23 protein-coding genes and 1 tRNA gene are annotated in these 23370 nt (G+C 51.1%); 6 read left to right on the top strand and 18 right to left on the bottom strand.

Annotation, left to right across the window (positions count from 1 at the left end):
• Positions 1-11 precede the first annotated feature (11 nt).
• The 12 genes from CWE23_RS13550 to CWE23_RS13495 all read right to left on the bottom strand — a co-directional run bounded on the left by CWE23_RS13550 (position 12) and on the right by CWE23_RS13495 (position 10794).
• Entirely contained in the window at positions 12-968 is a 957-nt protein-coding gene (locus CWE23_RS13550; protein WP_105306971.1) for a DUF4097 family beta strand repeat-containing protein, read from the bottom strand.
• Positions 969-983: 15 nt separating this feature from the next.
• Positions 984-1514 carry an anti-sigma factor gene (locus tag CWE23_RS13545; protein ID WP_105306972.1) on the bottom strand — a complete coding sequence of 177 codons (531 nt, stop codon included), beginning with the start codon at positions 1512-1514 and terminating at the stop codon, positions 984-986.
• Positions 1511-2026, bottom strand: coding sequence for an RNA polymerase sigma factor (locus CWE23_RS13540; RefSeq protein WP_126820519.1), 516 nt, complete (start codon positions 2024-2026; stop codon positions 1511-1513). The genes CWE23_RS13545 and CWE23_RS13540 overlap by 4 nt, the downstream gene beginning before the upstream one ends.
• A 144-nt stretch (positions 2027-2170) precedes the next feature.
• On the bottom strand, positions 2171-2623 hold the full coding sequence (rplI, locus tag CWE23_RS13535; protein ID WP_105306974.1) for a 50S ribosomal protein L9: 453 nt from the start codon (positions 2621-2623) through the stop codon (positions 2171-2173).
• 41 nt (positions 2624-2664) lie between these two features.
• Positions 2665-2892 carry a 30S ribosomal protein S18 gene (rpsR, locus tag CWE23_RS13530; RefSeq protein ID WP_006956988.1) on the bottom strand — a complete coding sequence of 76 codons (228 nt, stop codon included), beginning with the start codon at positions 2890-2892 and terminating at the stop codon, positions 2665-2667.
• Positions 2893-2902: 10 nt separating this feature from the next.
• Complete coding sequence (gene priB, locus CWE23_RS13525; protein ID WP_105306975.1) at positions 2903-3202, bottom strand: primosomal replication protein N; 300 nt, start codon at positions 3200-3202, stop codon at positions 2903-2905.
• 38 nt (positions 3203-3240) lie between these two features.
• Positions 3241-3591 carry a 30S ribosomal protein S6 gene (rpsF, locus tag CWE23_RS13520; RefSeq protein ID WP_105306976.1) on the bottom strand — a complete coding sequence of 117 codons (351 nt, stop codon included), beginning with the start codon at positions 3589-3591 and terminating at the stop codon, positions 3241-3243.
• A 142-nt stretch (positions 3592-3733) separates the two neighbouring features.
• Complete coding sequence (locus tag CWE23_RS13515; protein WP_105306977.1) at positions 3734-4177, bottom strand: signaling protein; 444 nt, start codon at positions 4175-4177, stop codon at positions 3734-3736.
• Positions 4167-4913: a 23S rRNA (guanosine(2251)-2'-O)-methyltransferase RlmB gene (rlmB, locus tag CWE23_RS13510; RefSeq protein ID WP_105306978.1), complete on the bottom strand. Its 747-nt coding sequence runs from the start codon at positions 4911-4913 to the stop codon at positions 4167-4169. Before rlmB ends, CWE23_RS13515 begins: the two co-directional genes overlap by 11 nt.
• Complete coding sequence (rnr, locus tag CWE23_RS13505; protein ID WP_126820518.1) at positions 4910-7219, bottom strand: ribonuclease R; 2310 nt, start codon at positions 7217-7219, stop codon at positions 4910-4912. The genes rlmB and rnr overlap by 4 nt, the downstream gene beginning before the upstream one ends.
• A gap of 138 nt (positions 7220-7357) precedes the next feature.
• Positions 7358-9907, bottom strand: coding sequence for an acylase (locus CWE23_RS13500; protein WP_126820517.1), 2550 nt, complete (start codon positions 9905-9907; stop codon positions 7358-7360).
• 107 nt (positions 9908-10014) lie between these two features.
• Positions 10015-10794, bottom strand: a complete 780-nt coding sequence (locus CWE23_RS13495) for a PhzF family phenazine biosynthesis protein (protein ID WP_105306981.1) — start codon at positions 10792-10794, stop codon at positions 10015-10017.
• Positions 10795-11250: 456 nt separating this feature from the next.
• Here CWE23_RS13495 and CWE23_RS13490 point away from each other — a divergent pair, with 456 nt between their 5' ends.
• Positions 11251-11838 (top strand): CBS domain-containing protein, encoded by a 588-nt coding sequence (locus CWE23_RS13490; RefSeq protein WP_105306983.1) that lies wholly within the window; start codon positions 11251-11253, stop codon positions 11836-11838.
• Positions 11839-11876: 38 nt separating this feature from the next.
• Here CWE23_RS13490 and CWE23_RS13485 read toward each other — a convergent pair whose 3' ends face one another.
• The gene (locus CWE23_RS13485; protein WP_241970655.1) at positions 11877-12725 is read right to left on the bottom strand and encodes an MBL fold metallo-hydrolase; all 849 of its coding nucleotides are present in this window, start codon (positions 12723-12725) and stop codon (positions 11877-11879) included.
• Positions 12726-12835: 110 nt separating this feature from the next.
• On the opposite strand from CWE23_RS13485, the gene CWE23_RS13480 reads away from it, so the two are divergent.
• Positions 12836-14200, top strand: a complete 1365-nt coding sequence (locus CWE23_RS13480) for a M24 family metallopeptidase (RefSeq protein WP_126820516.1) — start codon at positions 12836-12838, stop codon at positions 14198-14200.
• Positions 14201-14244: 44 nt separating this feature from the next.
• Here CWE23_RS13480 and CWE23_RS13475 read toward each other — a convergent pair.
• A tRNA-Leu gene (locus tag CWE23_RS13475) sits at positions 14245-14331 on the bottom strand.
• 200 nt (positions 14332-14531) lie between these two features.
• Between CWE23_RS13475 and CWE23_RS13470 the strand changes: the two genes are divergently transcribed.
• Entirely contained in the window at positions 14532-15041 is a 510-nt protein-coding gene (locus tag CWE23_RS13470; protein WP_105306986.1) for an RDD family protein, read from the top strand.
• Here CWE23_RS13470 and lptG read toward each other — a convergent pair.
• Positions 15038-16108 (bottom strand): LPS export ABC transporter permease LptG, encoded by a 1071-nt coding sequence (gene lptG, locus CWE23_RS13465; RefSeq protein ID WP_105306987.1) that lies wholly within the window; start codon positions 16106-16108, stop codon positions 15038-15040. The two genes, CWE23_RS13470 and lptG, sit on opposite strands and share 4 nt — an antisense overlap.
• Positions 16108-17208, bottom strand: a complete 1101-nt coding sequence (gene lptF, locus CWE23_RS13460) for an LPS export ABC transporter permease LptF (RefSeq protein ID WP_105306988.1) — start codon at positions 17206-17208, stop codon at positions 16108-16110. The genes lptG and lptF overlap by 1 nt, the downstream gene beginning before the upstream one ends.
• 133 nt (positions 17209-17341) lie before the next feature.
• Between lptF and pepA the strand changes: the two genes are divergently transcribed.
• From pepA to CWE23_RS13445, 3 genes are read left to right on the top strand one after another with little or no spacing between them, the layout of a single operon-like run.
• Complete coding sequence (pepA, locus tag CWE23_RS13455) at positions 17342-18850, top strand: leucyl aminopeptidase (protein ID WP_105306989.1); 1509 nt, start codon at positions 17342-17344, stop codon at positions 18848-18850.
• Position 18851: 1 nt separating this feature from the next.
• Positions 18852-19295: a DNA polymerase III subunit chi gene (locus tag CWE23_RS13450; protein WP_105307782.1), complete on the top strand. Its 444-nt coding sequence runs from the start codon at positions 18852-18854 to the stop codon at positions 19293-19295.
• 13 nt (positions 19296-19308) lie between these two features.
• A complete protein-coding gene (locus CWE23_RS13445; protein WP_105306990.1) occupies positions 19309-22158 on the top strand; it encodes a valine--tRNA ligase in 2850 nt (949 codons plus the stop codon).
• A 49-nt stretch (positions 22159-22207) separates the two neighbouring features.
• Here CWE23_RS13445 and rraB read toward each other — a convergent pair whose 3' ends face one another.
• Positions 22208-22594 (bottom strand): ribonuclease E inhibitor RraB, encoded by a 387-nt coding sequence (rraB, locus tag CWE23_RS13440; protein ID WP_105306991.1) that lies wholly within the window; start codon positions 22592-22594, stop codon positions 22208-22210.
• Complete coding sequence (locus CWE23_RS13435; RefSeq protein WP_105307783.1) at positions 22591-23322, bottom strand: 1-acylglycerol-3-phosphate O-acyltransferase; 732 nt, start codon at positions 23320-23322, stop codon at positions 22591-22593. The genes rraB and CWE23_RS13435 overlap by 4 nt, the downstream gene beginning before the upstream one ends.
• Between the last annotated feature and the right edge of the window lie 48 nt (positions 23323-23370).

Here is a 23370-nt window from a genome sequence, read left to right as displayed (position 1 = left end):
TTACTATAGCGTTAATCGCGTTTGATTTCGATACTTCCTGATACGGTGCTCACTTTTACCTGAGCCGCTCCCGAACCTGCACTGAACTGCAGTGAGGAAGCCGTACCCCAGCGTGACTCTTCGGCTTTGTCAGCGGTCAACTCATTAATGATGTCACCGCCGGCATTGGCTTTAAGGTTAAAACTGGCATTAACGTCGTCGCTAAAGCGGAATAACAAGTCGCCACTGACGGAGGACGCATCCAAAGTAGCGGTATCACTCAAACCCAAGTGCAACTCGACATCACCGCTGACATTTTTGACCTGACCGTCATCAATGGTCGGTAATTTCATCCGCACATCGCCCGAAACATTCTGCAATTCAAAGCGACGTAACGCATTGGAGCGTACTTCAAGGTCGCCACTAACGGCCTGATACTTAGCCCGGTTGGCATTATTCTCAACATCTTTGATATCGCCACTCACCGTTTCCAGTACCACTTCACCGGCCAACTGGCTGGCATCGATATCACCGGATACCGTTTTTAATAACACATTTTGTGACGCGTTAGTGAGTTTAATATCACCACTAACCAAGGTGATATCGGTACCGCCGCTCAGATCCGATGCATTGACATCCATCGACACCCCTTCAACTTTCAAAGGGCTACTTTCCGGCATATATAAGGTCAGTTCGGAACCGTCTTCATCATTATAGCTCCAACCATTTTGCTCCGGTGTACGCACCTCTATCCGAACGCCATTACCGCGCAATTCGAAAATGAGGTCTTCGGCCCGTTTATCCAGCGTACCGACTAAACGGACTTGGTCTTTATCGTGGGTAATCACTTCCAGCTCACCGCGCTCATTGTTCAGATACACACGGGTACCGGCACTCACATCGAGGGTTTTGTCCACCGACTGCTGTGCGAAGGCCATAAAGCTGGCACTGGCTAATAACGCGCTTGCGAGTAATGATACTGTTTTCATAACGTTTCTCCTGGTCTAAATTTCTTCCAACACGGGCTGTTGCTGATACGCGTGTTTCAGTAGTTGAATTTCTTGCTCATTGATCCAGCGCAGCATGTCGATCATCTGCGCGTCACCGCCGTTTTCCTGCATCGACAGCAGTAGCTGTTGCTTGGCGTTACGCAAGCTGGCTAATGACTCAATGTAATTGTTTTGCGTCATTTCGTAGCCGGCTAACTGGTAACCACTGGCCATAGCGTCAACCTGCTGATGCTGGGCCTGATTCATTTGTTGGGCCAGTAAGTACCATTCGCTGACATCCGGCTGCTTGGTAACCGGACTTTGCAGGCCAACAATAACGGCTACCGTCATCAAACTGGCAGCTACCGCTGACAGACCGCCTGCAAACCACCATTTTGTTGCGATTGGAGTGGCTGTTTGTTGTACTGGACGCTCTTCCAGTCGCGACTCAATGCCGGCCCACAAGTCCGCCGGTGGGGTTACTCCTGAGTCCTGCTGCTGATGTTCATGAATCATCGCATCAAGTTGCTGTTTTTTGTCTTTCATAACCACTCCTGCATAAGGTTACGAGCCCGGTGAAACTGAGATTTACTGGTTCCCTCGGCAATTCCCAACAAATCGGCAATTTGTTGATGAGAATAATTATTCAATGCGTGTAACACGAAAACTTGTCGGGTCTGCTCCGGCAGTTTTATCACTAACTGATCCAGCGCGCCCAAGTCGATGCCATCCTCTAAATCGGCGCAGCGATGAGGGTCCTCTTGCTCCGCCGCCCGCTGATTGCGTTTAAACCAACGCGTTTGTTTTCGTAGTTCCGTAATGGCGACGTTGTTCGCCAAGCTGTAGAGCCAGGTTGAAAACTTTGAGCGCTGGTCAAATTTCGGCAGGCTGCGCCATACCTGGACAAAAATTTCCTGCACCAAATCATCCGTTAATGACGCATCCGCTGTAAGCCGCAACACCTGTCCATAGACATTCCTTATGTGTCGATCATAAAGTCGTTTGAATGCAGCCTTGTCGCCTTTTGCAGCCAGTGCTATGTCGGTGGTTTCGGACACCGCGTTCTCCCTGTCTACGTGATTTGTTATTGAATTTGGTAATAAGTCGCTGTCGGTTGTAGCAGGGTTTACAAGGGAGGTAAAATTTTTCAAAAAAAAAAGCTACCCGAAGGCAGCTTTTTCGCTATTGCTTTTGCTCACTGCTTAGTCAGCAGCAACAACTTTCAATTTCACGTTAGCAAACACGTCCGCGTGTAAGTGTAATTCCAGCTCGTATTCGCCAGTTTCACGGATGGTACCATGAGGCATTAATACTTCTGCTTTCTTCACTTCTACGCCGGCAGCAGTGATCGCGTCAGCGATATCACGAGTACCGATTGAACCGAACAGTTTACCTTCGTCGCCAGCTTTCGATGCAATTTCAATCGTATCCAGTGCATTGATTTTTTCAGCACGAGCTTCAGCCGCTGCCAACTGGTCAGCAAGCTTCGCTTCGTACTCAGCGCGACGCTGTTCGAACAATTCGATGTTTGATTTGGTTGCCGGAACTGCTTTGCCCTGAGGGAACAAGAAGTTACGAGCGTAACCAGCTTTAACGCTAACTTGGTCGCCAAGGCCACCCAGGTTAGCAATTTTATCTAATAAGATGATGTTCATTTTTCGCTACCCCTAATCTTGGTATTCGAACCGATGCTATCTTACTGATGTGAATCAGTGTAAGGCAGCAGTGACAAATAACGCGCACGTTTGATAGCACGAGCTAACTGGCGCTGATATTTTGCAGAGGTTCCAGTAATACGGCTAGGAACGATTTTACCCGATTCGGTAATGTAGTTCTTAAGCGTAGCGATGTCTTTGTAATCAATCTCTTTAACGCCTTCTGCCTTAAAACGGCAAAACTTACGGCGACGGAAAAAACGAGCCATGATGGTCTCCTTAAATCTGTTCTAGATGCTGAGCATGAAGTACTAATCGCGCGAGTCCATTTTTGTCCTCGTGGCGATGCAGAAAACCTTCTGCATGAACTTCACTACCCACCGTCAATTTTTGTAACCAGTGTTGTAACCCTTCACCGCTCATAACAAGCTGCAGCTTTACGTATGACTGTCTACTCATGCCGGCTTCCGGCTGCATTGAACGATGCTCAATGGTCACCATTAAATGTTCGATGCCTGAAGGACTGGTTTCCAGCTTCACTGGCTTACAAACGGTTCCGGTAATGTGCAGTCGATTCATACGTCTCTCTGTGAAGGTACAGCCTTACTCACTATGAGTTATGCGGCTTCACTGTCACCTTTACGATCTTCCTTCGGCTTAGTCAGCGGCGAAGGTTCAACGATCGCTTCTTTTTTGCGCATGATCATGTTGCGCAATACTGCATCGTTAAAACGGAATGCAGTTTCCAGCTCTTCCACAACTTCTGCAGACGCTTCGATGTTCAACAGAACATAGTGTGCTTTGTGCAGTTTGTTGATTGGGTAAGCCAGTTGACGACGGCCCCAGTCTTCTAAACGATGGATTTGACCACCACCTTGCTTGATCGTTTCGCTGTAGCGCTCGATCATGCCAGGTACTTGCTCGCTCTGGTCCGGGTGGACCATAAATACGATTTCGTAATGACGCATTACAGTGTCCTTTTGGTTCATATAGCCTCAGTTCAGCTCAGCCGCACTGACATAGAAGCAAGGAACTCAACTAGTAGTTTATACAATGGCTGATTTAAGCCGCGCGATACTAACGCAAAATGACGATGATTGCAATCACCACCTAATCAGGCGATGTGCTTTGTTGAGCGTGGTCGGACTCGATGCGGTCCGTGAGCAGCCTTACCAGACGGTCGGCCAGCTCGTTCTTTACCTCACTTTCACCGCGCACGACAATGTGTTCAAAGCGCTCGTCGTTACGATAAAGCGTAGCATCTAGTTGTACCGCGGAGCCTGACTCGATCAGTTGTATCACCACATCGTACTGCGCTTCACGTTCGCTCACTTTATGCCACTCGTGGCGGACATCGAGCCGATTATCAACATCTTCGGCAACGTCACGCAGTAACTGCGTCGGCGACGGCTCAAACTGATAGTCAAACGAAACGTAAGGTTTGGTCGAGCGAAGGAATTCACCGGACTCCCAGTTAGGAGTCCAACTGACAAATAACATGGCGATCAAAAAAAGTGCAATGCCGATCGGGAACAGGCGACGTTTAAGATCCATGGCGCTGTCTCACCACCTCAAACAAACAAATACCGCTGGCAACCGAAACATTCAGGCTACTCACACTACCGGCAAGGGGAATGGCAACCAGTTCATCACACGTCTCACGCGTCAAGCGGCGCATGCCCTTACCTTCAGCCCCCATCACCAATGCTGTGGCACCGCGATAATCAACATCGTATAGCGACTGCGTCGCTTCTCCGGCCGTGCCGGTCACCCACACGTTCAATTGCTGCAGATCTCGTAACGCGCGGGCTAAATTAGTCACCACCACCAGCGGAACCACTTCAGCAGCCCCACAAGCGACCTTTCTGACCGTTGGCGTTACTTGAGCCGATTTATCTTTTGGCACAATTACTGCCGTAACGCCGGCAGCATCTGCGGTGCGCAGGCACGCTCCTAAATTATGCGGGTCGGTAACACCGTCCAACACCAAAAACAACGGCGCGCCGTCACTTTGTTCTACCAGCCGCGTAAGGTCGTGCTCATTGAGCGTCGGCAAGGACGTCACCGTCGCAACCACGCCCTGATGATTACCGCCTTCGGCACGTTTATCCAGCGCCGGTTTCGGTACCCACTGCGGGCGAATGCCTAAGCCATGAGCCTGTTGCACTATTCCGTTAACCGCATCGTCCTGCCTCTCTTTCGAGACATACAGTTCAACCAGACGGTCCGGATGGTTGTCCATTATTGAGCGGACCGCATGCAAGCCAAATACCGTTACTTTTTGACTCATGAGGGGTTATTACCTTTGTTTTTACTGCCTTTACGCGGTTTATTCCGGTTGGAACCCTTACCCCGTGACGACTTACCCTGTGATTTTTTCCGTTGTGTTTTGCCCGAATTACGTTTGCGTTGCTTACCCGTCGGGCTTTCAGCCCCCAGTAACGTCAGGTCAATTTTACGCTCATCCAGATCTACCGTTTTCACTGACACTTTGACTTTATCGCCGAGACGATAAATGGTGCGGGTATTCTCACCAATCAACATGCCTTTCTGATTGTCATACTGGTAATAGTCATCACCCAGGTTACTGATGTGTACCAACCCGTCGATTTGGTATTCATCCAGGCGTACAAACAACCCGAAGTTGGTCACCGAGGACACCACACCGGTAAACTCCATACCAATATGATCCAGCATGAACTCACACTTGAGCCACTCATCCACCTGTCGTGTTGCGTCATCCGCACGTCTTTCGGTCATCGAGCAGTGCACGCCTAAATCATCCAACTCCTTCTCGCTGTAGCTCCAGGCGCCGGTTAACGACTGCTCAGTACCTTCACGTTTACGCAGTATTGCCTTGATTGCCCGATGCAAAATCAAGTCAGGATAACGCCGAATGGGCGAGGTGAAGTGAGAGTAGGACTTCAAGGCCAGACCAAAGTGCCCCTCATTCTCCGGCTGATAGACGGCCTGCTGCATGGATCTCAGCATCATGGTTTCAATTAACTCATGATCCGGACGGTCTTTAACCTCTTCCAGCAGTTTGCCATAATCCGTCGGTGTCGGTTTATCACCACCACCAAGGTTTAATCCCAGTTCAGCTAAGAAGGCGCGGAAGCTGGTCAGGCGTTCATCGGCAGGCGCTTCATGCACACGAAACAGCGCATTAATGTCCTCATCATCTTCAACCAGCCTTGCTGATGCGACATTGGCTGCAATCATACATTCTTCAATGATCTTGTGCGCGACATGACGCTTAACCGGCTCAATACGTTCAATTTTACGATGCGCATTAAAAATGAAACGCGTTTCTTGCGTATCAAACTCAATGGCGGAACGCTGCTTGCGAACGGTTGCCAGAGCTTTGTACACATTATGCAACTCTTCAATATTGCTGAGTACGTCTTTGTACTGTTCGCGCAACTCAACATCGCCGTCGAGAATTTGTTTCACTTTGTTGTAGGTCAAGCGGGCATGACTGTTCATGACCGCGGGATAAAAACGCGACTGTTTTAATTTTCCGCGCGGACCTATCTCCATTTCGGCAACCATACACAAACGGTCGACGTTGGGATTAAGGGAACACAAGCCATTGGAGAGCTTTTCCGGCAACATCGGAATCACATTGTTCGGGAAGTACACCGAGTTACCCCGGTTCACCGCTTCGTCATCCAGTAATGTGCCAGGGCGCACGTAATAGGAGACATCGGCAATCGCCACCCACAGGCGCCAGCCTTTGTCTTCCGGCAACGCACAAACCGCATCGTCAAAATCACGCGAGTCTTCACCGTCGATGGTAATCAGTGGCAGCTCTCGCAAGTCAATGCGGCCTTCATAGGCCTCTTTAGGCACTTCTTCGTCGTATTTCGCAAGTTCACGGTCAAGACCGTCGGGCCACTCATTCGGGATATCATGCTCCCGCATCGCAATTTCAATTTCCATGCCGGGCGCCATATGGTCACCAAGCACTTCTGAGATTTTGCCAATCGGGCTAGTGCGACGATTGGGGCGGCGGGTAATGGTGACAACCACTAACTGACCGTGACGGGCGCCGGCATTATCCGCGTGCGGAATTAAGATGTCCTGGCTGATGCGTGAATCGTCAGGGACGACGATGCCGATATCGTTCTCAACAAAGTAACGTCCGACAATATCACTGTCTCGCGGTTCGACCACCCGCACCACACGTCCCTCGGGACGGCCGCGGTTATCGGTTCCGGCCGGTTTTATCAGCACGATATCGCCGTGCAGCACCGAATACATCTGATGATGTGGAATAAAAATGTCTTTGCCGCCATCGTCTGGTTTACAAAAACCAAATCCGTCACGGTGTCCGATAATGCGGCCACGAATCAATTGCATCCGATCCGGCAGGCCATAGCAGTTCGCTCTGGTATAAACCAACTGGCCATCTCGTTCCATCGCCCGCAGGCGGCGTTTTAACCCCACCAGCTGACGCTCATCATCGAGTTTAAAATGACTGATGAAATCGTCAATATGCACAGGTTTCAGTCGCTCGTCGACCAGCGCCAGCAGCGCTTCCCGAGAGGGGATTTCGACTTCGTATTGTGGTGCATTTTCGTTGCTGTCGGTCATAGAATCCTTTTAATTTGCTACCAATAAATGTTTTGGCTTTGGCACAGTATACGCCTCTCTGTCGGCAATGTCAGTTAATGAAAAATGACAACCAAAAAGCCCCCGACTGAGCGGGGGCTTTTTAGTGCTTATCTCCGTCTATTCATTGTCTTGGCTAAGACTCAACTGACGAACGGTATTGGCCTCAATGTCACTGTTGTTAAACCAAATTGAACGCAATTGTGGTTGCTGTGAATACAGCAAGGTTTGATCAATGTAATGATCAGACAGCACATTGCGTGATTGCGAATAACTCAGCAAGCCCTGGGCAGAAGGCCCTTGTTCAGTGAACTCCATGGTGAACATCCAGCTTGAGCCGTAACTGATGTGGTAGCCAAGCCCCGCTTCGGTCAAATTCGAGCCATCCACTTGCGGATAAATCAAACGCGGATAAATCGTACCGTCCGAGCCTGTATTAGCGCGGAACACGTTAAAGCCACCTTCAATGTTATTGGCGCCCCCCCAAGTTAGGCGTTGTCCTGAAGGCTGACCGTCGGGCAACGCCCGTTCGACAAACTGTACCTCGCCTAATGGCGCGTCGATGTCTAGTCCAAGCGACTGGATACGAACCATGGCGTTACCCAAATCGGTCAGTACGGATACGTTATTAACCAGGTCACGCGGAGTGTTTAACGGGTCAGTCGGATCAAAGTCCACCTGCCACTTCGGATCACGATTAAACTCCGTTGCAAACTCGCGGAACAGCATGGCTCCGACGCTGTCTTTGTTCATGGTTCCGTCCCACTGTGCCAACGTATCGCAGGCCGGTTTGATACTCTGGTTACCGGCGACCGTGGCAACAGGTTGTTCACCCTGACGCGAGCACAATGACAACAAGTCATCCAGCACCGCTTCAGCCAGATAGCTACGGTTGCTGAGCAATTTTTCAGCAATATCTTCGCGGGTAAATTTACCGTCAGCTGAACCACCCTCGGCTAACATCTTCTGACCCAATCGTGAACGCCATGACTGTTCATTACCGACAGGCCCCCACAATGGCGCCACGTCGTCAATCGGTTGCTCCGGATTGGTCAGCCAGAAACTGTCGTTGGAGTTCTGCACAAAGTCAGTGCGCAGTAACGAAGGTGCGCGACTAAACGGCATCTTGCCATCGGCTTTAAATAACGCTGAATTGCCCGGCATTACCGGAAAACCAGCCGACTGGCTGATACCCTGCAACAACGTATTCTGCTGCCAGGCCGCGAGTGCTTCTTCACTGATATTCGGTACCGACGAACCATCGGTAAAGAAGGCATCACCATCGTCGTCCACCGACATCGCGTTATTGAATACGGTTCCGGTGTAATCGATAAAGCTCTGCCGATACTCCTCAATATTACGGGAGCGGTTCATCGCCAACCAGTGGTCAAGAATTTCATAATTCGGCAGGTTGGCATCGTAAATCGCATAAGCAACATCTTTACCGAAGTCATCGACACCCCAGGTGAGCGGCGAATTCGGTACTTTTATAATGGTACCGAAGTCACTGTGATAACTGGTTTTCTGCAAGGTGATGCTCTGTCCGCCGCCAACATTGACCTGGATCTGATGGGTTTTGGTGGTCATTTCGACCGGTTCCCCGTCGACCAGATAAGTTGTTCCTGTTTCATCTTCAGGATCCAGCTCGAGCTGATGCACCACGAAGCGATTTGCGGTTGAAAACGTATGGGTCCATGCCACATTCTCGTTAAATCCGATGTTTACCACGCCCGGCATACCGGATAACGAGCCGCCTGCGACTTTCAATTCGCCGGGAATTTCAATACCAAACTGCCAGAAGCGCTGATTACCGGTGTGCGGGAAATGCGGATTTGCCAATAACATCCCCTGCCCTGTAGCACTCAAATCGCGCCCAATCGCCCAGCCATTTGAGCCCATCTCCGTCGGATTGGGTTCAGGCATATGAACGCTGACTTTTGAAAAGTCTAGGCTGGCGGTCTCCTGCGCCGGCATTACCGGTTGCGGGGTATAGTCCTGACCCGGAGGAGCGGCGACGAAAACCGCGCCGGTAAAGTTACTGGCACCAGGCAGCAACGCAACACCCTGTGCGTACGTTAGCATGTCAATCGGCGTGATTTCACGAACAAAAGGCTGGCCGGCACACTGCGGATCGATATTAGCGACGCCGGTATCGTTTAAATATCGGTTATAACCTGCGGCATATCCCTGCAATAGCGCCTTGGATTCATCGCTTAGGTTAGCAAAACCTTGCTCGGCATTGTCACGAATTCCCAAGGCCAGAAAACCAAAATCATCAATCACATTCTGACTGTTACCTGAACCAATAGGATTGTCAGGCCCGAAAAACATCGAACGTTGAGAGTTAAACTTAACGATCTGATCGGCAAGAATACAGATATTATCCTGCGCGAAGGCATAGCCCACGCCAAATGCCATACTTTCAAGATTATCAGCGGTAATATACGGCACGCCATAGGTGGTCCAGGCAATATCTGCCTGCAACTGACCATCCTCGTCAAATGTAGAAAGCGGCTCCTGCTCCGGAAGCGGGCTGCTGTAGTCCGGTTCTTCTGTCGCTGGGGGCGCCTGATATTCAGGGACTTCGTTGTCAAACTCACACCCCGCGAGCGCAACGGCCCCCGCTAAGATCATCCCTTGATAGATCCGACTTGTTTTTGGCAAATTCATCGCTTTGTCCTTTGTTATTGTATTTTGCAAACGATACTGCCTAATTCGTTTAACTGCTGAGTATGTAACCAAGTGGTCTAACCTGCAAGCAGTAAGCCGCCTTTTGCTTACAGATTTATCGTGCCAATAAGGTAATCCACCGCACGCCCGTAGAGCTGTACCCGTTCGCCCTTGACCACACAGCGAATAGTGCCGCCGCGCGCCGATAATTGACGGGCATTAAGTTCTGACTTTTGCAGTTGCTCAGCCCAGTATGGTGCCAATTGACAGTGCGCCGAACCGGTCACGGGGTCCTCCGGAACGTTGAGTTTTGGGTAAAAGCAGCGGCTGACACAATCGTATTGGTCACCGGCTGCGGTAACCACGACACCACGCGAATCCAATTGGCGTAGCGGCGTCAAGTCGATTACCAATGACTGCACTTGCTGCTCATTATCCAACACCACAATGTGATCATAACCCAGCAATACGTGGTTGGGCTCGAACCCAAGTGCTTCGGTAATGGCAGTCGGCGTTGCCACCGGGGTCGGTCGGGTTGCCGGAAAATCCATCATCAGTCCGCCTTCGGACCGATGCACGATAAGCTCACCACTGCGACTGCTGAAACGCACTTCATCCTGGTCAAAGCCCAGATGCGAAAATACCACATGAGCCGCTGCCAGGGTCGCGTGACCACAAAGGTCAACTTCCGCAGCCGGAGTAAACCAACGTAACTCGTAACCCGCGGCTGACTTAACCAGAAACGCGGTTTCAGAAAGGTTATTTTCCTCGGCAATGCGTAACAATAAGTCATCATCCAGCCATTGTGGCAACGGCACCACCGCTGCTGGATTGCCCTCGAACACGCGCTCTGCAAACGCATCAACCTGAAATAATTTTAGTTTCACCGGAACTTACCCCTTGCGGTTATTTCTAATTGGCTATACATAGTAATGTATGAAAACGATGCTGATAAAGACACTTAACCTATTACTCCTGCTAACGAGCGCAATCTCTTTTGCGTACGTTGAACAAGTGTGGGCGGACTCCGGTACTGGCGAAGCCCGCCAGTTTGTCCATCAGGCATCCGATTTTCAGCGTCATACCGAGCGTTGCAACGAAAACTGCCAAACCCATTGCAATGAAAAGGACTCCCAGGACACCAGCGCCCTAACCGGTTTTGCGCAGCTTACGCTTAACGCTGTTAAGCACTCAAGCTCAGTCGCTGATGAGCCGGCGGGGTTTGCTCACACTCGCCACCAACACCCGCAAACGCGCGCACCCCCAGTCACTTCTTAACACAACGACTACCCTCGCTCTACCGCGTTGCAGAGCGCACTTTGTTGTAATTAAGGAGTACTAAAATGACACCATTTAAAGCCCTTCAGTCTGCGCCATCGAGCACGGAACTGAATACTCTGGCCGATATTGAGCCGCCGGAAAAATTGAGCTGGAACGACGCAGCTTTGCAGGTATTTGATGACTTTCAACGCCACGACCCCATCATGGTCAGTGCGAATAGCACGCTGGCAGCCACAGAAAAACTGCTGACCAGTAGCGGACAGCGCTATGCCTGCGTTACCAATGCACAGCACAAAATCATTGGTATTGTTGCATTACGAGAGTTTTACGGTCGCCGGGCCATGCAACTTGGCTTACAAGCGCAGATACCTCGTCAGGACGTCGCTGTTAAAGACTTGATGACGCCACTAATGCAACTGCCGCAAGTGGAATACCGTCAGTTGCTATCAGCACGAATTGGCGACGCTGCAGCCACCTTAAAAATGAAAGGTCACGACTTTATTGTGATAAAAACCGGTGACGTTATCCGCGGTGTTGTTTCCTCTCTGCGTATCGCCCAGCGTACCGGAGAGTCCGTTAATATTTACCATTCGGCATCGACGTTTGCGGAAATCATGACGGCGGTCAGCCATAAAGAACTGACGGATTAAAATAACCCTGACCGTGGTAGCCGATCCCTCCGGGACGGCTACCGTCGGTCAAAGTAAGACATTGCCAACAAGGTATCATGAACGCCTTTGATGTTTAGCGGAAGCCACTCCTCATACATCGCCAAATCCCGATAATCGTCGAGCTTGATCTCGGCCTGCAATTCCGCCAATGATTTACCGTCCAACATTCCCTCGACAACCGCAAGGTAAAGATCCTGAAGGTAATTTAAATACCGTTGCACATCATGCCGGGTTCCCATTTCAGCATGTCCGCCCACAAAAACATCGAACGCCGGTTGCCTTAAAATTTCTTGAGTTGAATGAATCATGCCGTGAATGTCATAACCGGGCAGATCTTTATAGGGCATCCGACCAATGACGATCCAGTCGACCACATACAGCACATTAGCCGGCATAAAGCGCATACTGACGGAACCACGTCCATTGTTAGGCCCGTGATAATTGAGTTGAACAGAACTGTCCCCCAGCTTGACCGTCATCCCGTCCGCAAAGGTCTGCGTTGGCAGCACAGTAGGCGTTTGGGTCCACTCCAGATCTTCGGCCGCGTACTCATGCGCGAGTATTTCCACCTCAGCATCAGCCAGTTGTTCACCTCCCAGCGTATGATCAATATGATTGTGACTGTATGCCATATAGCGGATGGGTTGATTAAACCGTTGTTTAATTTGTTGTTTTAAGTAGGCCGCCGCCTTTGGATTAATGGGATCAGTAACAAACACACCACTTTGCGTCACCATGAACACGGAATGGTAATGCCCGGCACTGAATCGATAGACGTTTTCTTTCACTCGCTCGATGCGATAGTCCGCGGCCGATAAACAACCGCTGTAAACCAACAAACTGATGAATAACATTCTTAGCCACATATTGATCACTCCGCCTTATCTTAGCTGCCTCTCGCCGTCGCTGGCATTAAGCTCTACTAACTAAAGCCAACTTATGCAAGACTGGCAAAAAAACATAACGAGAACGACTTATGACTTATCGTATCGCCACCCTCATTGCCGCTGGTTTATTCGCACTCACGTCGGCGCAGGCAGACGCTCTGCAAGCTCAAGGACGTGTTATCGAATCAGCCGACCAGTTTCAGGTTGTTGCTCACCGTGACCGCATCGAACCGATGAACGCCATAACCAATCATCGCCTTGATACGTTACTTCCAACGTTAATGGATGCCGCTGATCTTGATATGTGGCTGGTTATTAACCGCGAGTACGCTGAAGATCCGGTCTACTTTTCCCTCGTGCCGCAGCCTACCTTTGCTGCCCGGCGCACCACGATGCTTATTTTTAACCGACATGAGGATGGTCATGTCGAAAAACTGTCGGTCAACACCTACCCATTTGGCAAGCCCTATGAGTCCGTCTGGTCCGGCGGTGATCTGGATGAACAATGGCAGGCTTTGGCAACCCTGATCGCTGACAAAGACCCGCAACGCATTGGTATCAACGTATCAAAGGACTGGCCAGTAGCAGATGGCCTCACGCAAGGTTTACACAAACGCTTGCTTGAGGTGTTACCGCAGCACTATCAACAACGATTGGTTTCCGCTGAGGACCTCGTCGTGCGCTGGGTAGAAACCCGTACGGAGCGGGAAGTCAGCATCCTCAGTAGCGCAGTTGCTGTTGCTCGAGGCGTTATCGCTGAAGCATTCAGCAATAAAACCATCACCCCCGATGTAACCACCACCGACGATGTGGCCTGGTACATTCGCGAGCGCTTTGAGAAGCTGGGGCTGGAACCTTGGTTTATGCCTTACGTGACCTTCCAGCGGCAAGGTCATCGATGCGACGACAATATGCCGTTCTGTAGCACCGGTAATGGGATCATTAAGCGTGGTGACGTGCTACATACCGACGTAGGCATTTGTTATCTGGCGATGTGCACCGACACTCAGGAAATGGCCTACGTGCTTAAGCACGATGAAAATGAAGCGCCACAAGGACTAACCGACGCGCTGGCGACCGGCAATCGCTGGCAGGATATATTAACCACTGAATTTGTCGCTGGTCGCAGCGGTAACCAGATACTGGCGGCTACGATAAAAGCGAGCCAAGCGGCTGGCATTAACAGCAGCACCTATACACACCCCATTGGTTTTTACGGCCATGCCCCAGGCCCAACGATCGGTATGTGGGACAATCAAGGCCCAACACCTGTCCGTGGCGATTGGCCTTTACACGCCAATACCGCTTATGCAATTGAAGGTAATATCAAACAATCGGTGCCGGAATGGGATGGCCAGATGATTCAGATTATGCTTGAACAAACCACCTTTTTCGATGGCGACAAGGTACTCTACAGTGCCGGGCGTCAAACGCAGTGGCATTTAATCCGCTAGTCTGCTTGTGGGAATTACTGATTGGTGTTAGTTACGAGTGTTATTGGTGCCGAGGGGGGGACTTGAACCCCCACGCTGTTACCAGCGGCGGATTTTGAATCCGCTGCGTCTACCAATTCCGCCACCTCGGCATAAAGATGGGATGTCATTGTTGGCGACGGATGGGATTATACCCGTGCGAAAGTGCTAATCAAGCACTTATTGCAGAATTTTTTCAGCATTGCGTTTGATTGCTGATTAGTTGAGCAATTCGGTCTCTTTTGCGGTGACTGCCGCTGCCTAAACCAACGTGTTATGATAACAGCGCCGTTTAACTAGACTGAAAAACTCTATGGTTTCCAACGCTCAAAAATTACACGCCAGTTTTCCAAGTGCGGGCTTTCCCCGTCGTCTGGCAGCCTGGATATATGACTTACTGGTTGCCGTTGCCATCATTATGCTGGCTTCTGCACTGGCACTTGCTTTTGCCGGCATACTTTCTGCCAGTGGTATGATAACCCTGACCGAAGACTTCGATCACGCAGCCTGGCTGGCTCAAGGGCCTTGGTACAGCATCTATCTTGTCGCCGTGCTCGCGCTGTTTTTTGGTTATTTCTGGAAAACCTCCGGCCAAACCGTCGGTATGCGCGCGTGGCGTTTGAAACTGCAAAACCGCGATGGCAGCAAACTCAGCGTCCGCCAAACCTTAGTGCGGTTGCTCACCTGTTTTGCCGGACTCGGCACCTTGTGGGTGCTGGTGGACTTTAAAAACCGCCGCGCACTGCAGGATTACGCGGCCGGCACCGAGTTAGTGGTACTGTCGAAGGAGGCCAACCAGTTGTTCTACTGGCATGAACTTTAAGCATGGTTTTTCTGCATAAAGTAAACCGCCAGGCCGGCAAACACCACACTGGGTAAAATCGCTCCTAACACCGCTGGTATCTGGTACACCTGTGCCAGCGGACCAAATATTTCATTGGTCACGTGGAAACCGAAGCCAGTCACCACGCCCAGCAAGATTCTCGCCCCCATACTGGTTGAACGCAAGGGTCCAAAGATAAATGACATGGCCACCAGCAACATCACCGCGACCGTCAGCGGCGCAAGCACTTTCCGCCACAGCGCCAGCTCATAACGTTGCGAAGACTGCTGATTACTCTCGAGATAGTTCAAGTAATCCACCAATCCTGTTATCGACAATGACTCCGGTTTTACCGTGACGACGCCCAGTTTATCGGGTGTCAATGAGGACTGCCAGGTCATTGAAGGTAGTTGCCGCTCAACAATCTTCCAGTCCTGAATTTCGGTCACCACCACTTGATTGAGACGCCATTTACTGTCCGCAAACAAGGCTGAGCGAGCGTAGGTAACCTGTTGCAATTGCTGTTGTTGATCAAATTCGTAGATCAAAACGCTGTTCAATTGACCGGTATCCTGCACCTCACCGATATTGATGAAGTTTGTGCCGTCTTTGGCCCACACTCCCCGTTGCGCAGAAATCAGGCTACCGCCGGAGATTTCCTGGGCGCGAATTAAGCGACCTTTGGCTTCCATGGGTGGCGCTACCCACTCACCAATCGCCATCACTGCCACCATCATGATAATGGCGGTTTTCATCACCGCAGCGGCTATATTCAGGCGCGAACGGCCTGCCGCCATCATCACCACCAGCTCTGAATTACTGGCCAGCATACCCATGCCGATCAAACCGCCGAGCAAGGCCGCCATCGGAAAAAACACTTCGACATCTCGGGGCAGGCTGTAAAACACAAACAGTGCAGCATCAACCACTTCATAACTGCCACGCCCCACCGCCTTTAATTGTTCGACAAAACGGATCAGCGCCGACAATCCGGTGAGTACGGCTAAACTGAGCAAAGACGTACGCAGTACGGTCATGCCGATATAACGTTCTAATATCGATAGCATCAGCTACGCCTCCACTTTAAGCTCGCTAGCATTTTTAAGCCGACCGGCCGACCTTTGCCAATCAAAATCATACCAAACACCAATAACCCGACATGAATCCACCATAATCCGATTGCCGCCGGTATAACACCGTCACGTACAGCCGACTTGGCCGCCATAAGGAGCAGAAAATAGCCCAGATAAATGAGCAGTGCCGGAGCCATCCGGGCAAACTTGCCCTGTCTCGGATTAACGCGGCTTAACGGTACCGCAATCAGCGTCAGCAACGGCATCGCCAGCGGTATCGCGATACGCCACTGAAATTCAGCGACTGCGGCATTACCGGGCTCGTTCAATAATTCCAACGTGGTATAAGCTTCTAACTTGCGCAGTTGTTCATTGACCGGTTGCTCTTTGATTTGCAGTCGGTAGCTTTCAAACTGCATTAATTGGTAGCTGTTACGATCCCCGGCAAAGCGTTTGCCCGCGGTCAGTTCGAGCCACTGCTCACCGCCCGGTTCAGTGATCACCCGGCCACCGTCCGCCATCACCACACTGCCGCCCTGCAACTCGCCCTGCTCGTGTTGATGCTGGGCAACAAACACGTTATCCAACTGACCGTCGTCGCCCTGCGCTTCGATAAAAATAACCGCTTTCTGGTTACTCGCCTGCTGAAAGCGGCCGGGCATCAACGCGGTGAGGCCACTGTCGGCACGTGCTTTATCCTCAATTTGCTGCTCTTGATCCAGCGCCCAGGGCACAGCCCACAAGGTCAGCACGGCCGTTACCGCAGCTAACACCAGTGACAACACCAGCGTAACCCGGGTTACGTACCACTCACTGACGCCGCAGGCGTGCAACACCGTCATCTCGTTGTCGGCATAGATGCGGCCGTGCGCCAGCAAAATGCCTAAAAACAAACTGAGGGGTAAAATCAGCGATAACAACGCTGGCAAGTTCAGTGACAGCAACTGAAAAATAATGGTCCCGGGTATGTCACCTTCAGAAGCGTCGGAAAGCACGCGAACAAACTTTTGGCTGACAAAAATTGTCATCAAAATGAATAAAACCGCGAGTTGTGACTTAAAGGTCTCGCTGATTAAATATTTAAATATGCGCACTGACTTTCGCTCTTAACATGGGTTTTTACTGGAATAGCTGAGATTTTTAAGTAAACTTGTTATTTTAACAACAAATTTATGCTTTGGGTAAACTATAGCAGGCCTTTAGCCCTACCGAAACAGGAGCCTTTTCATGGAGTTCAGCGTAAAAAGTGGCAACCCGGAAAAACAACGCTCTGCTTGTATCGTCGTTGGTGTGTTTGAACCCCGTCGATTGTCAGGCGTAGCCGAACAACTCGACAACGTCAGTGAGGGGTATCTGAGTAACTTATTGAGACGCGGAGATCTCGAAGGCAAATCGGGCCAGGTGTTATTGCTGCATCATGTACCCAATGTGCTGGCGGAGCGAGTATTACTGGTTGGTTGCGGTAAAGAGCGGGAACTGGACGAACGTCAGTACAAACAAATCATCGCTAAAACCATCAATACCCTGAACGAAACCGGCTCGATGGAAGCCGTCTGTTTCTTGAGTGAACTGCATGTTAAAGGGCGCGATACCTACTGGAAAGTTCGTCAGGCCGTTGAGGCCGCACGCAGCACCATTTACAGCTTTAACCAACTGAAAACGAAAAAAGAAGAGCCCCGTCGGCCACTGCGTAAACTGGTCTTTAATGTGCCAAGCCGCAAAGAACTTGGCATTGGTGAGCAGGCGGTACAGCATGGCCTGGGCGTTGCCGCGGGCATGGATCGTTGCCGCGATGTCGCCAACATGCCACCTAACATCTGTACACCTCGCTACCTCGCCGAACAAGCGCAGGAAATTGCCAGTCAGTACGACAACTTAAGCGTAACGACCGTCGAAGAGAAAGAGATGGAAGCGCTGGGTATGAACGCATACCTTGCGGTAGGCCGGGGTTCGGAGCATGAGTCAGTACTTACGTTAATGCATTACCGCGGCGCGGCTGATGATCAGGCACCGATTGTGCTCGTCGGTAAAGGCCTTACCTTTGACTCCGGCGGTATCTCCATCAAGCCTTCCGCCAACATGGATGAAATGAAATACGACATGGGCGGCGCTGCCGGCGTTATTGGTGCCATGCAGGCACTGGCTGAACTGCAGCTGCCGATTAATGTCATTGGCGTTATGGCTGGCTGTGAAAACATGCCCGACGGCAAAGCCTATCGCCCCGGTGATATTCTCACCACCATGAGCGGACAAACGGTAGAGGTGTTGAATACCGACGCAGAAGGGCGTCTGGTCCTATGCGATACGCTGACTTATGTTGAGCGTTTTGAGCCTGAGCTCGTCATTGATCTGGCAACTCTGACCGGTGCCTGTGTTGTGGCGCTGGGCGCGCACGCTTCCGCGGTGCTTAGCCAACATAACCCGCTGGCCAGCGAAATCCTTAATGCCGCTGCGCAAAGTGGTGATAAAGCCTGGCGCCTGCCGCTGTGGGACGAATATCAGTCACAACTTGATAGCCCATTTGCCGACATGCAGAACATCGGTGGCAAAGAAGCCGGCACCATTACGGCTGCCTGTTTCCTATCACGCTTTACCAAAAAGTACACCTGGGCGCACATGGACATCGCCGGCACGGCCTGGCAAGGCGGTGCCAATAAAGGATCAACCGGACGCCCGGTGCCGTTATTGACCCAATTTTTGATCAACCGCTGCAGCAATGCAGAAAGCGCCGAGTAAGATGCCGAAGGTTACTTTCCTGCTGTTACCGGACGTACCGGAAGACGAGCAAAATCGGTTGATTTGCGATAAAATCGCGGATCTTTTTCGGCACTATCGTAAAGTGCGGGTTTGCGCGTCATCGCAAACCCAGGCCGAGGCCTTAGACGAACTGCTGTGGCAGCGGCCTGCCGATGGCTTTATCCCGCACAATTTGCACGGCGAGGGCCCGGCCAACGGCGTACCGGTAGAAATTATCTGGCCACAGGCCGAAAACGTTAGCCGGCGACCCGGCTACGTTTTATTTAACCTGGCGGAGCAAGTACCGGCGCAGGCACAACAAAGCCAGACACTATTCGATATCGTTCCGCCGGCCGAGGCACAGAAAGCACTCGCACGGGAACGCTACAAACATTATCGGGCCAATGGGTGTGAACTGAACACTCAGCCCTTGAATCCAGCTTAACAGAAAGGTCATTATGGATAAGACGTATTCCCCAAAAGACATCGAAGAAAACCTCTACCAACAGTGGGAAGAAAAAGGCTATTTTAAACCCAGCGGTGAGGGTCAGCCCTACTCCATTATGATTCCGCCACCAAACGTTACGGGTAGCCTGCATATGGGTCATGCGTTTCAGCATACCATTATGGATACGCTGACCCGCTACCAGCGTATGGATGGCAAAAATACACTATGGCAGGTAGGCTCGGACCATGCCGGCATCGCCACCCAGATGGTCGTTGAGCGCCAGCTCGCCGCACAGGGTCAAAGTCGTCAGGACCTTGGTCGGGACGCCTTTATCGACAAAGTGTGGGAGTGGAAAGAGCAGTCCGGTGGCACTATCACTTCACAAATGCGCCGCTTAGGTGACTCCGTCGATTGGGACCGAGAACGCTTCACCATGGACGAAGGCTTGTCCAAAGCCGTGTTAGAAGTGTTTGTGCAACTTTACAAAGAGGGATTAATTTACCGCGGCAAGCGACTGGTAAATTGGGACCCTAAGTTACAAACCGCCATTTCTGACCTGGAAGTTGAAAATAAAGAACAGCAAGGCTTTATATGGCATTTGCGCTATCCGCTGGCGGACGGTGCAAAAACCAATGATGGCAAGGACTATCTGGTGGTTGCCACGACGCGTCCAGAAACCATGCTGGGCGATGTTTGTGTTGCGGTGCACCCGGACGACGAGCGCTATCAGCATTTGGTCGGTAAAGACGTTGTGCTGCCAATCGTTAACCGCCGTGTGCCCATCATCGCCGATGACTACGTTGACGCCGAGTTCGGTACCGGTTGCGTAAAAATCACGCCGGCTCACGACTTCAACGATTACGAGGTCGGTAAGCGCAATCAACTGGGTATGATCGCGGTATTTGATAATACCGCTAAGGTGCTCGCTAAAGCCGGTCTTTACACCAGCACTGGTGAAGAGCTGGATGAGCTGAATGGCTTTACCGGCGAGTTGCCTGAGCATTACGCCGGCCTCGACCGTTTTGATGCACGCAAGCAACTGATCGCTGAATTTGAACAGCAGGAACTACTTGAGAAAACCGAAAAACACACCAACAAAGTTCCATACGGCGATCGCGGTGGCGTGCCGATTGAGCCTCATCTAACGGATCAGTGGTACGTGCGCGCAGCACCATTGGCCGAGCAGGCGACTCAGGCGGTCGAAGACGGTCGTATCGAGTTTGTACCAAAGCAATACGAAAATATGTACTTCAGTTGGATGCGTGACATTCAGGATTGGTGTATCTCGCGGCAGCTATGGTGGGGACACCGGATCCCGGCCTGGTACGATAAACAGGGTAACGTTTATGTCGGCCGTAACGAAGATGAAGTGCGCGCCGAATACAACCTGGGCGACATCGAACTGCATCAGGATGACGATGTCCTCGATACCTGGTTCTCATCGGCGCTTTGGACCTTCTCCACGCTGGGTTGGCCAGAACAAACCGACGATCTTAAAACCTTCCATCCGACCGATGTGCTGGTCACTGGTTTTGACATCATCTTCTTCTGGGTTGCGCGCATGATCATGATGACCATGCACTTTATGAAAGATGAGCAGGGTCAGCCTCAGGTTCCGTTTAAGAAAGTGTACGTCACCGGCCTTATTCGCGATGAAGAAGGCCAGAAAATGTCCAAGTCAAAAGGTAATGTGCTGGATCCTCTGGACATGATTGACGGTATCAGTGCCGATGAGCTGGTTGCTAAGCGCACCGCCAATCTGATGCAGCCTAAGATGCGGGAAAAAATCGAGAAAGCTACGCGCAAACAGTTTCCTGAGGGCATCGCCGCACACGGCACCGACGCGTTGCGGTTTACCTTAACCGCATTAGCCTCAACCGGCCGCGACATCAACTGGGACATGAAGCGCCTGGAGGGGTACCGCAACTTCTGTAATAAGCTGTGGAACGCCAGCCGTTTTGTACTGATGAATACCGAAGACCATGATTGCGGGGCTAACGGCGGTGAGCTGAAGTTATCACTGGCCGACCAATGGATCCTGGCACGCTTTAACGCGACCGTTAAAGAATTCCGCCAGGCGCTGGATAGCTACCGTTTTGATATGGCCGCGTCGATTGCCTATGAATTCACCTGGAACCAGTTCTGCGACTGGTACCTGGAGCTAACCAAGCCGGTATTGCATAACGGTTCTGAGCATGAACAACGCGGTACGCGTCACACCTTGGTACACATACTGGAGCAATTACTGCGCCTGTTGCATCCGATCATGCCATACATCACCGAAACCATCTGGCAACGCGTTAAACCACTTGCCGGTGTTGAAGGCGATACCATCATGCTGCAGCCTTTCCCACAAGTATCCAGTGATACCGATGTACAAGCGATGCAGGACATGGAATGGTTAAAGCGGGTGATCGTTGCGATCCGTAATATTCGCGGTGAAATGGACTTGTCACCGAGCAAGCCACTGCCGTTGCTGTTATCTCACGCCGATGAAATGGCGCGAGCCAGAATCGAGCAGAACCAGAACTTCCTAAGCAGCCTGGCAAAACTGGAATCCATCGAGTTTCTTGCAGAGTCGGACGAAGCACCGGCCAGCATGACCGCGTTAGTTGATAACCTGCAACTGCACATTCCGATGGCCGGATTAATCGATAAAGACGCCGAACTGAAGCGTCTGAATAAGGCGATTGAGAAAGCCGAGAAAGATCTACAGCGCGTCAGCGCCAAGCTCAGTAACGAAAACTTTGTCAGTAAAGCGCCAGAAGCGGTGATTGCCAAAGAGCGTGAAAAGCAGGCGGAAGCTCAGGAGCTGGTTGATCAATTGCGTGAGCAGCTGAAAAAAATAGAGGCTCTGTAACAGAGCCTCTGGCAACATTCGGAACTCACTTGCTCAGTGCCAGTGAGTTCTATTCTTCTTCCCCGAAATCCTCGTCAGCGAAGTCTTCGTCGTCATCCAGCAGAGCACCCCAGCCGTCATACTCAACACCGCACTCATCAGCGATGGTTGCGATTTCACGAATTTGACGAGCTAGCACCGACTCGTCCAGTTCAACATCAACCGATGCAGCAAAGGCAAACCAACGTTCGCCCTGTTCATCTTCAAACTCGTCGGCGTCATCGACGTGGTAGCCCTCTTTTACCAACTCAACGGCCGCTTTTTCCAGCTTAGTAAAGTCCTGGCTGGCTAAGTGATGGTCGATTTCGTAAGGCAGGCTGGGATCCGCACCATCTTCGATCATCGCGGCAATGGTGTCACGGCTCTGCTCCAGCAAAACGTTTACATCCACGGTCATGGGTTATCCTTTTGTTGTTCCAATGTGTTATTCAGCGCAACGATCTTGTCGTTCATCAACTGGTGGCAATGCTTACTCAGCTCTCGCAGCGTTTCCTTGCGATAATTCGCGATATGGATGGGCGCTAAAAACTCGACCAGCAACTCGCCATTATTCCAGCGGTTCATATGGATTTTACCATGTAAATTTGACACGCACACCGGCACAATATCAACACCCGCTTGATACGCCGTATGGAAAGCACCGCTTTTAAACGGCAACAGCCCGCGGCCATAACTGCGGGTGCCCTCAGGAAACATCCACACCGAAATGTCACGTTTTTTGATGGCTGCCGCAGTCTGTGCAATTGTTCCGTGGGCCCGGCCTTTATTGTTACGGTCGATAAGGATGTTACCGGCAAGCCAGTACAACCAACCAAAAAAAGGAATCCATTTTAAGCTTTTTTTGCCGAGTGTTACGGTATTTGGTGGCAACGTGGCCGCTACGGTAAAAATTTCCCAACTGTTCTGATGATTACAGACATAAACATAAGGTCCGTTTGTGGGAACATCCGGATGCACTTTTAGCTTAAGTTTTACGCCCAGAATCCGCGTTGCAGAACCAAACACCCGCGCCCACAGGTAGGTGTTATTGCGGTGAAACGGCCTTAATATACAGAACAAGCAGCCGATAATACCTATCAATACGACAAATACAGCCAATATGAACCAGCGAACCGCAGCTAACATCATTTCTCCTTGTTGTTTTGCCTCGCTAGTATAACCTCTTTAATGAAG

This window comes from Idiomarina aquatica (assembly GCF_003987185.1).
Taxonomy (GTDB): Bacteria; Pseudomonadota; Gammaproteobacteria; order Enterobacterales; family Alteromonadaceae; genus Idiomarina; species Idiomarina aquatica.
The sequence above is the reverse complement of the archived record's forward strand: the minus strand, read 5'-3'. Positions and strand labels throughout refer to the sequence as shown.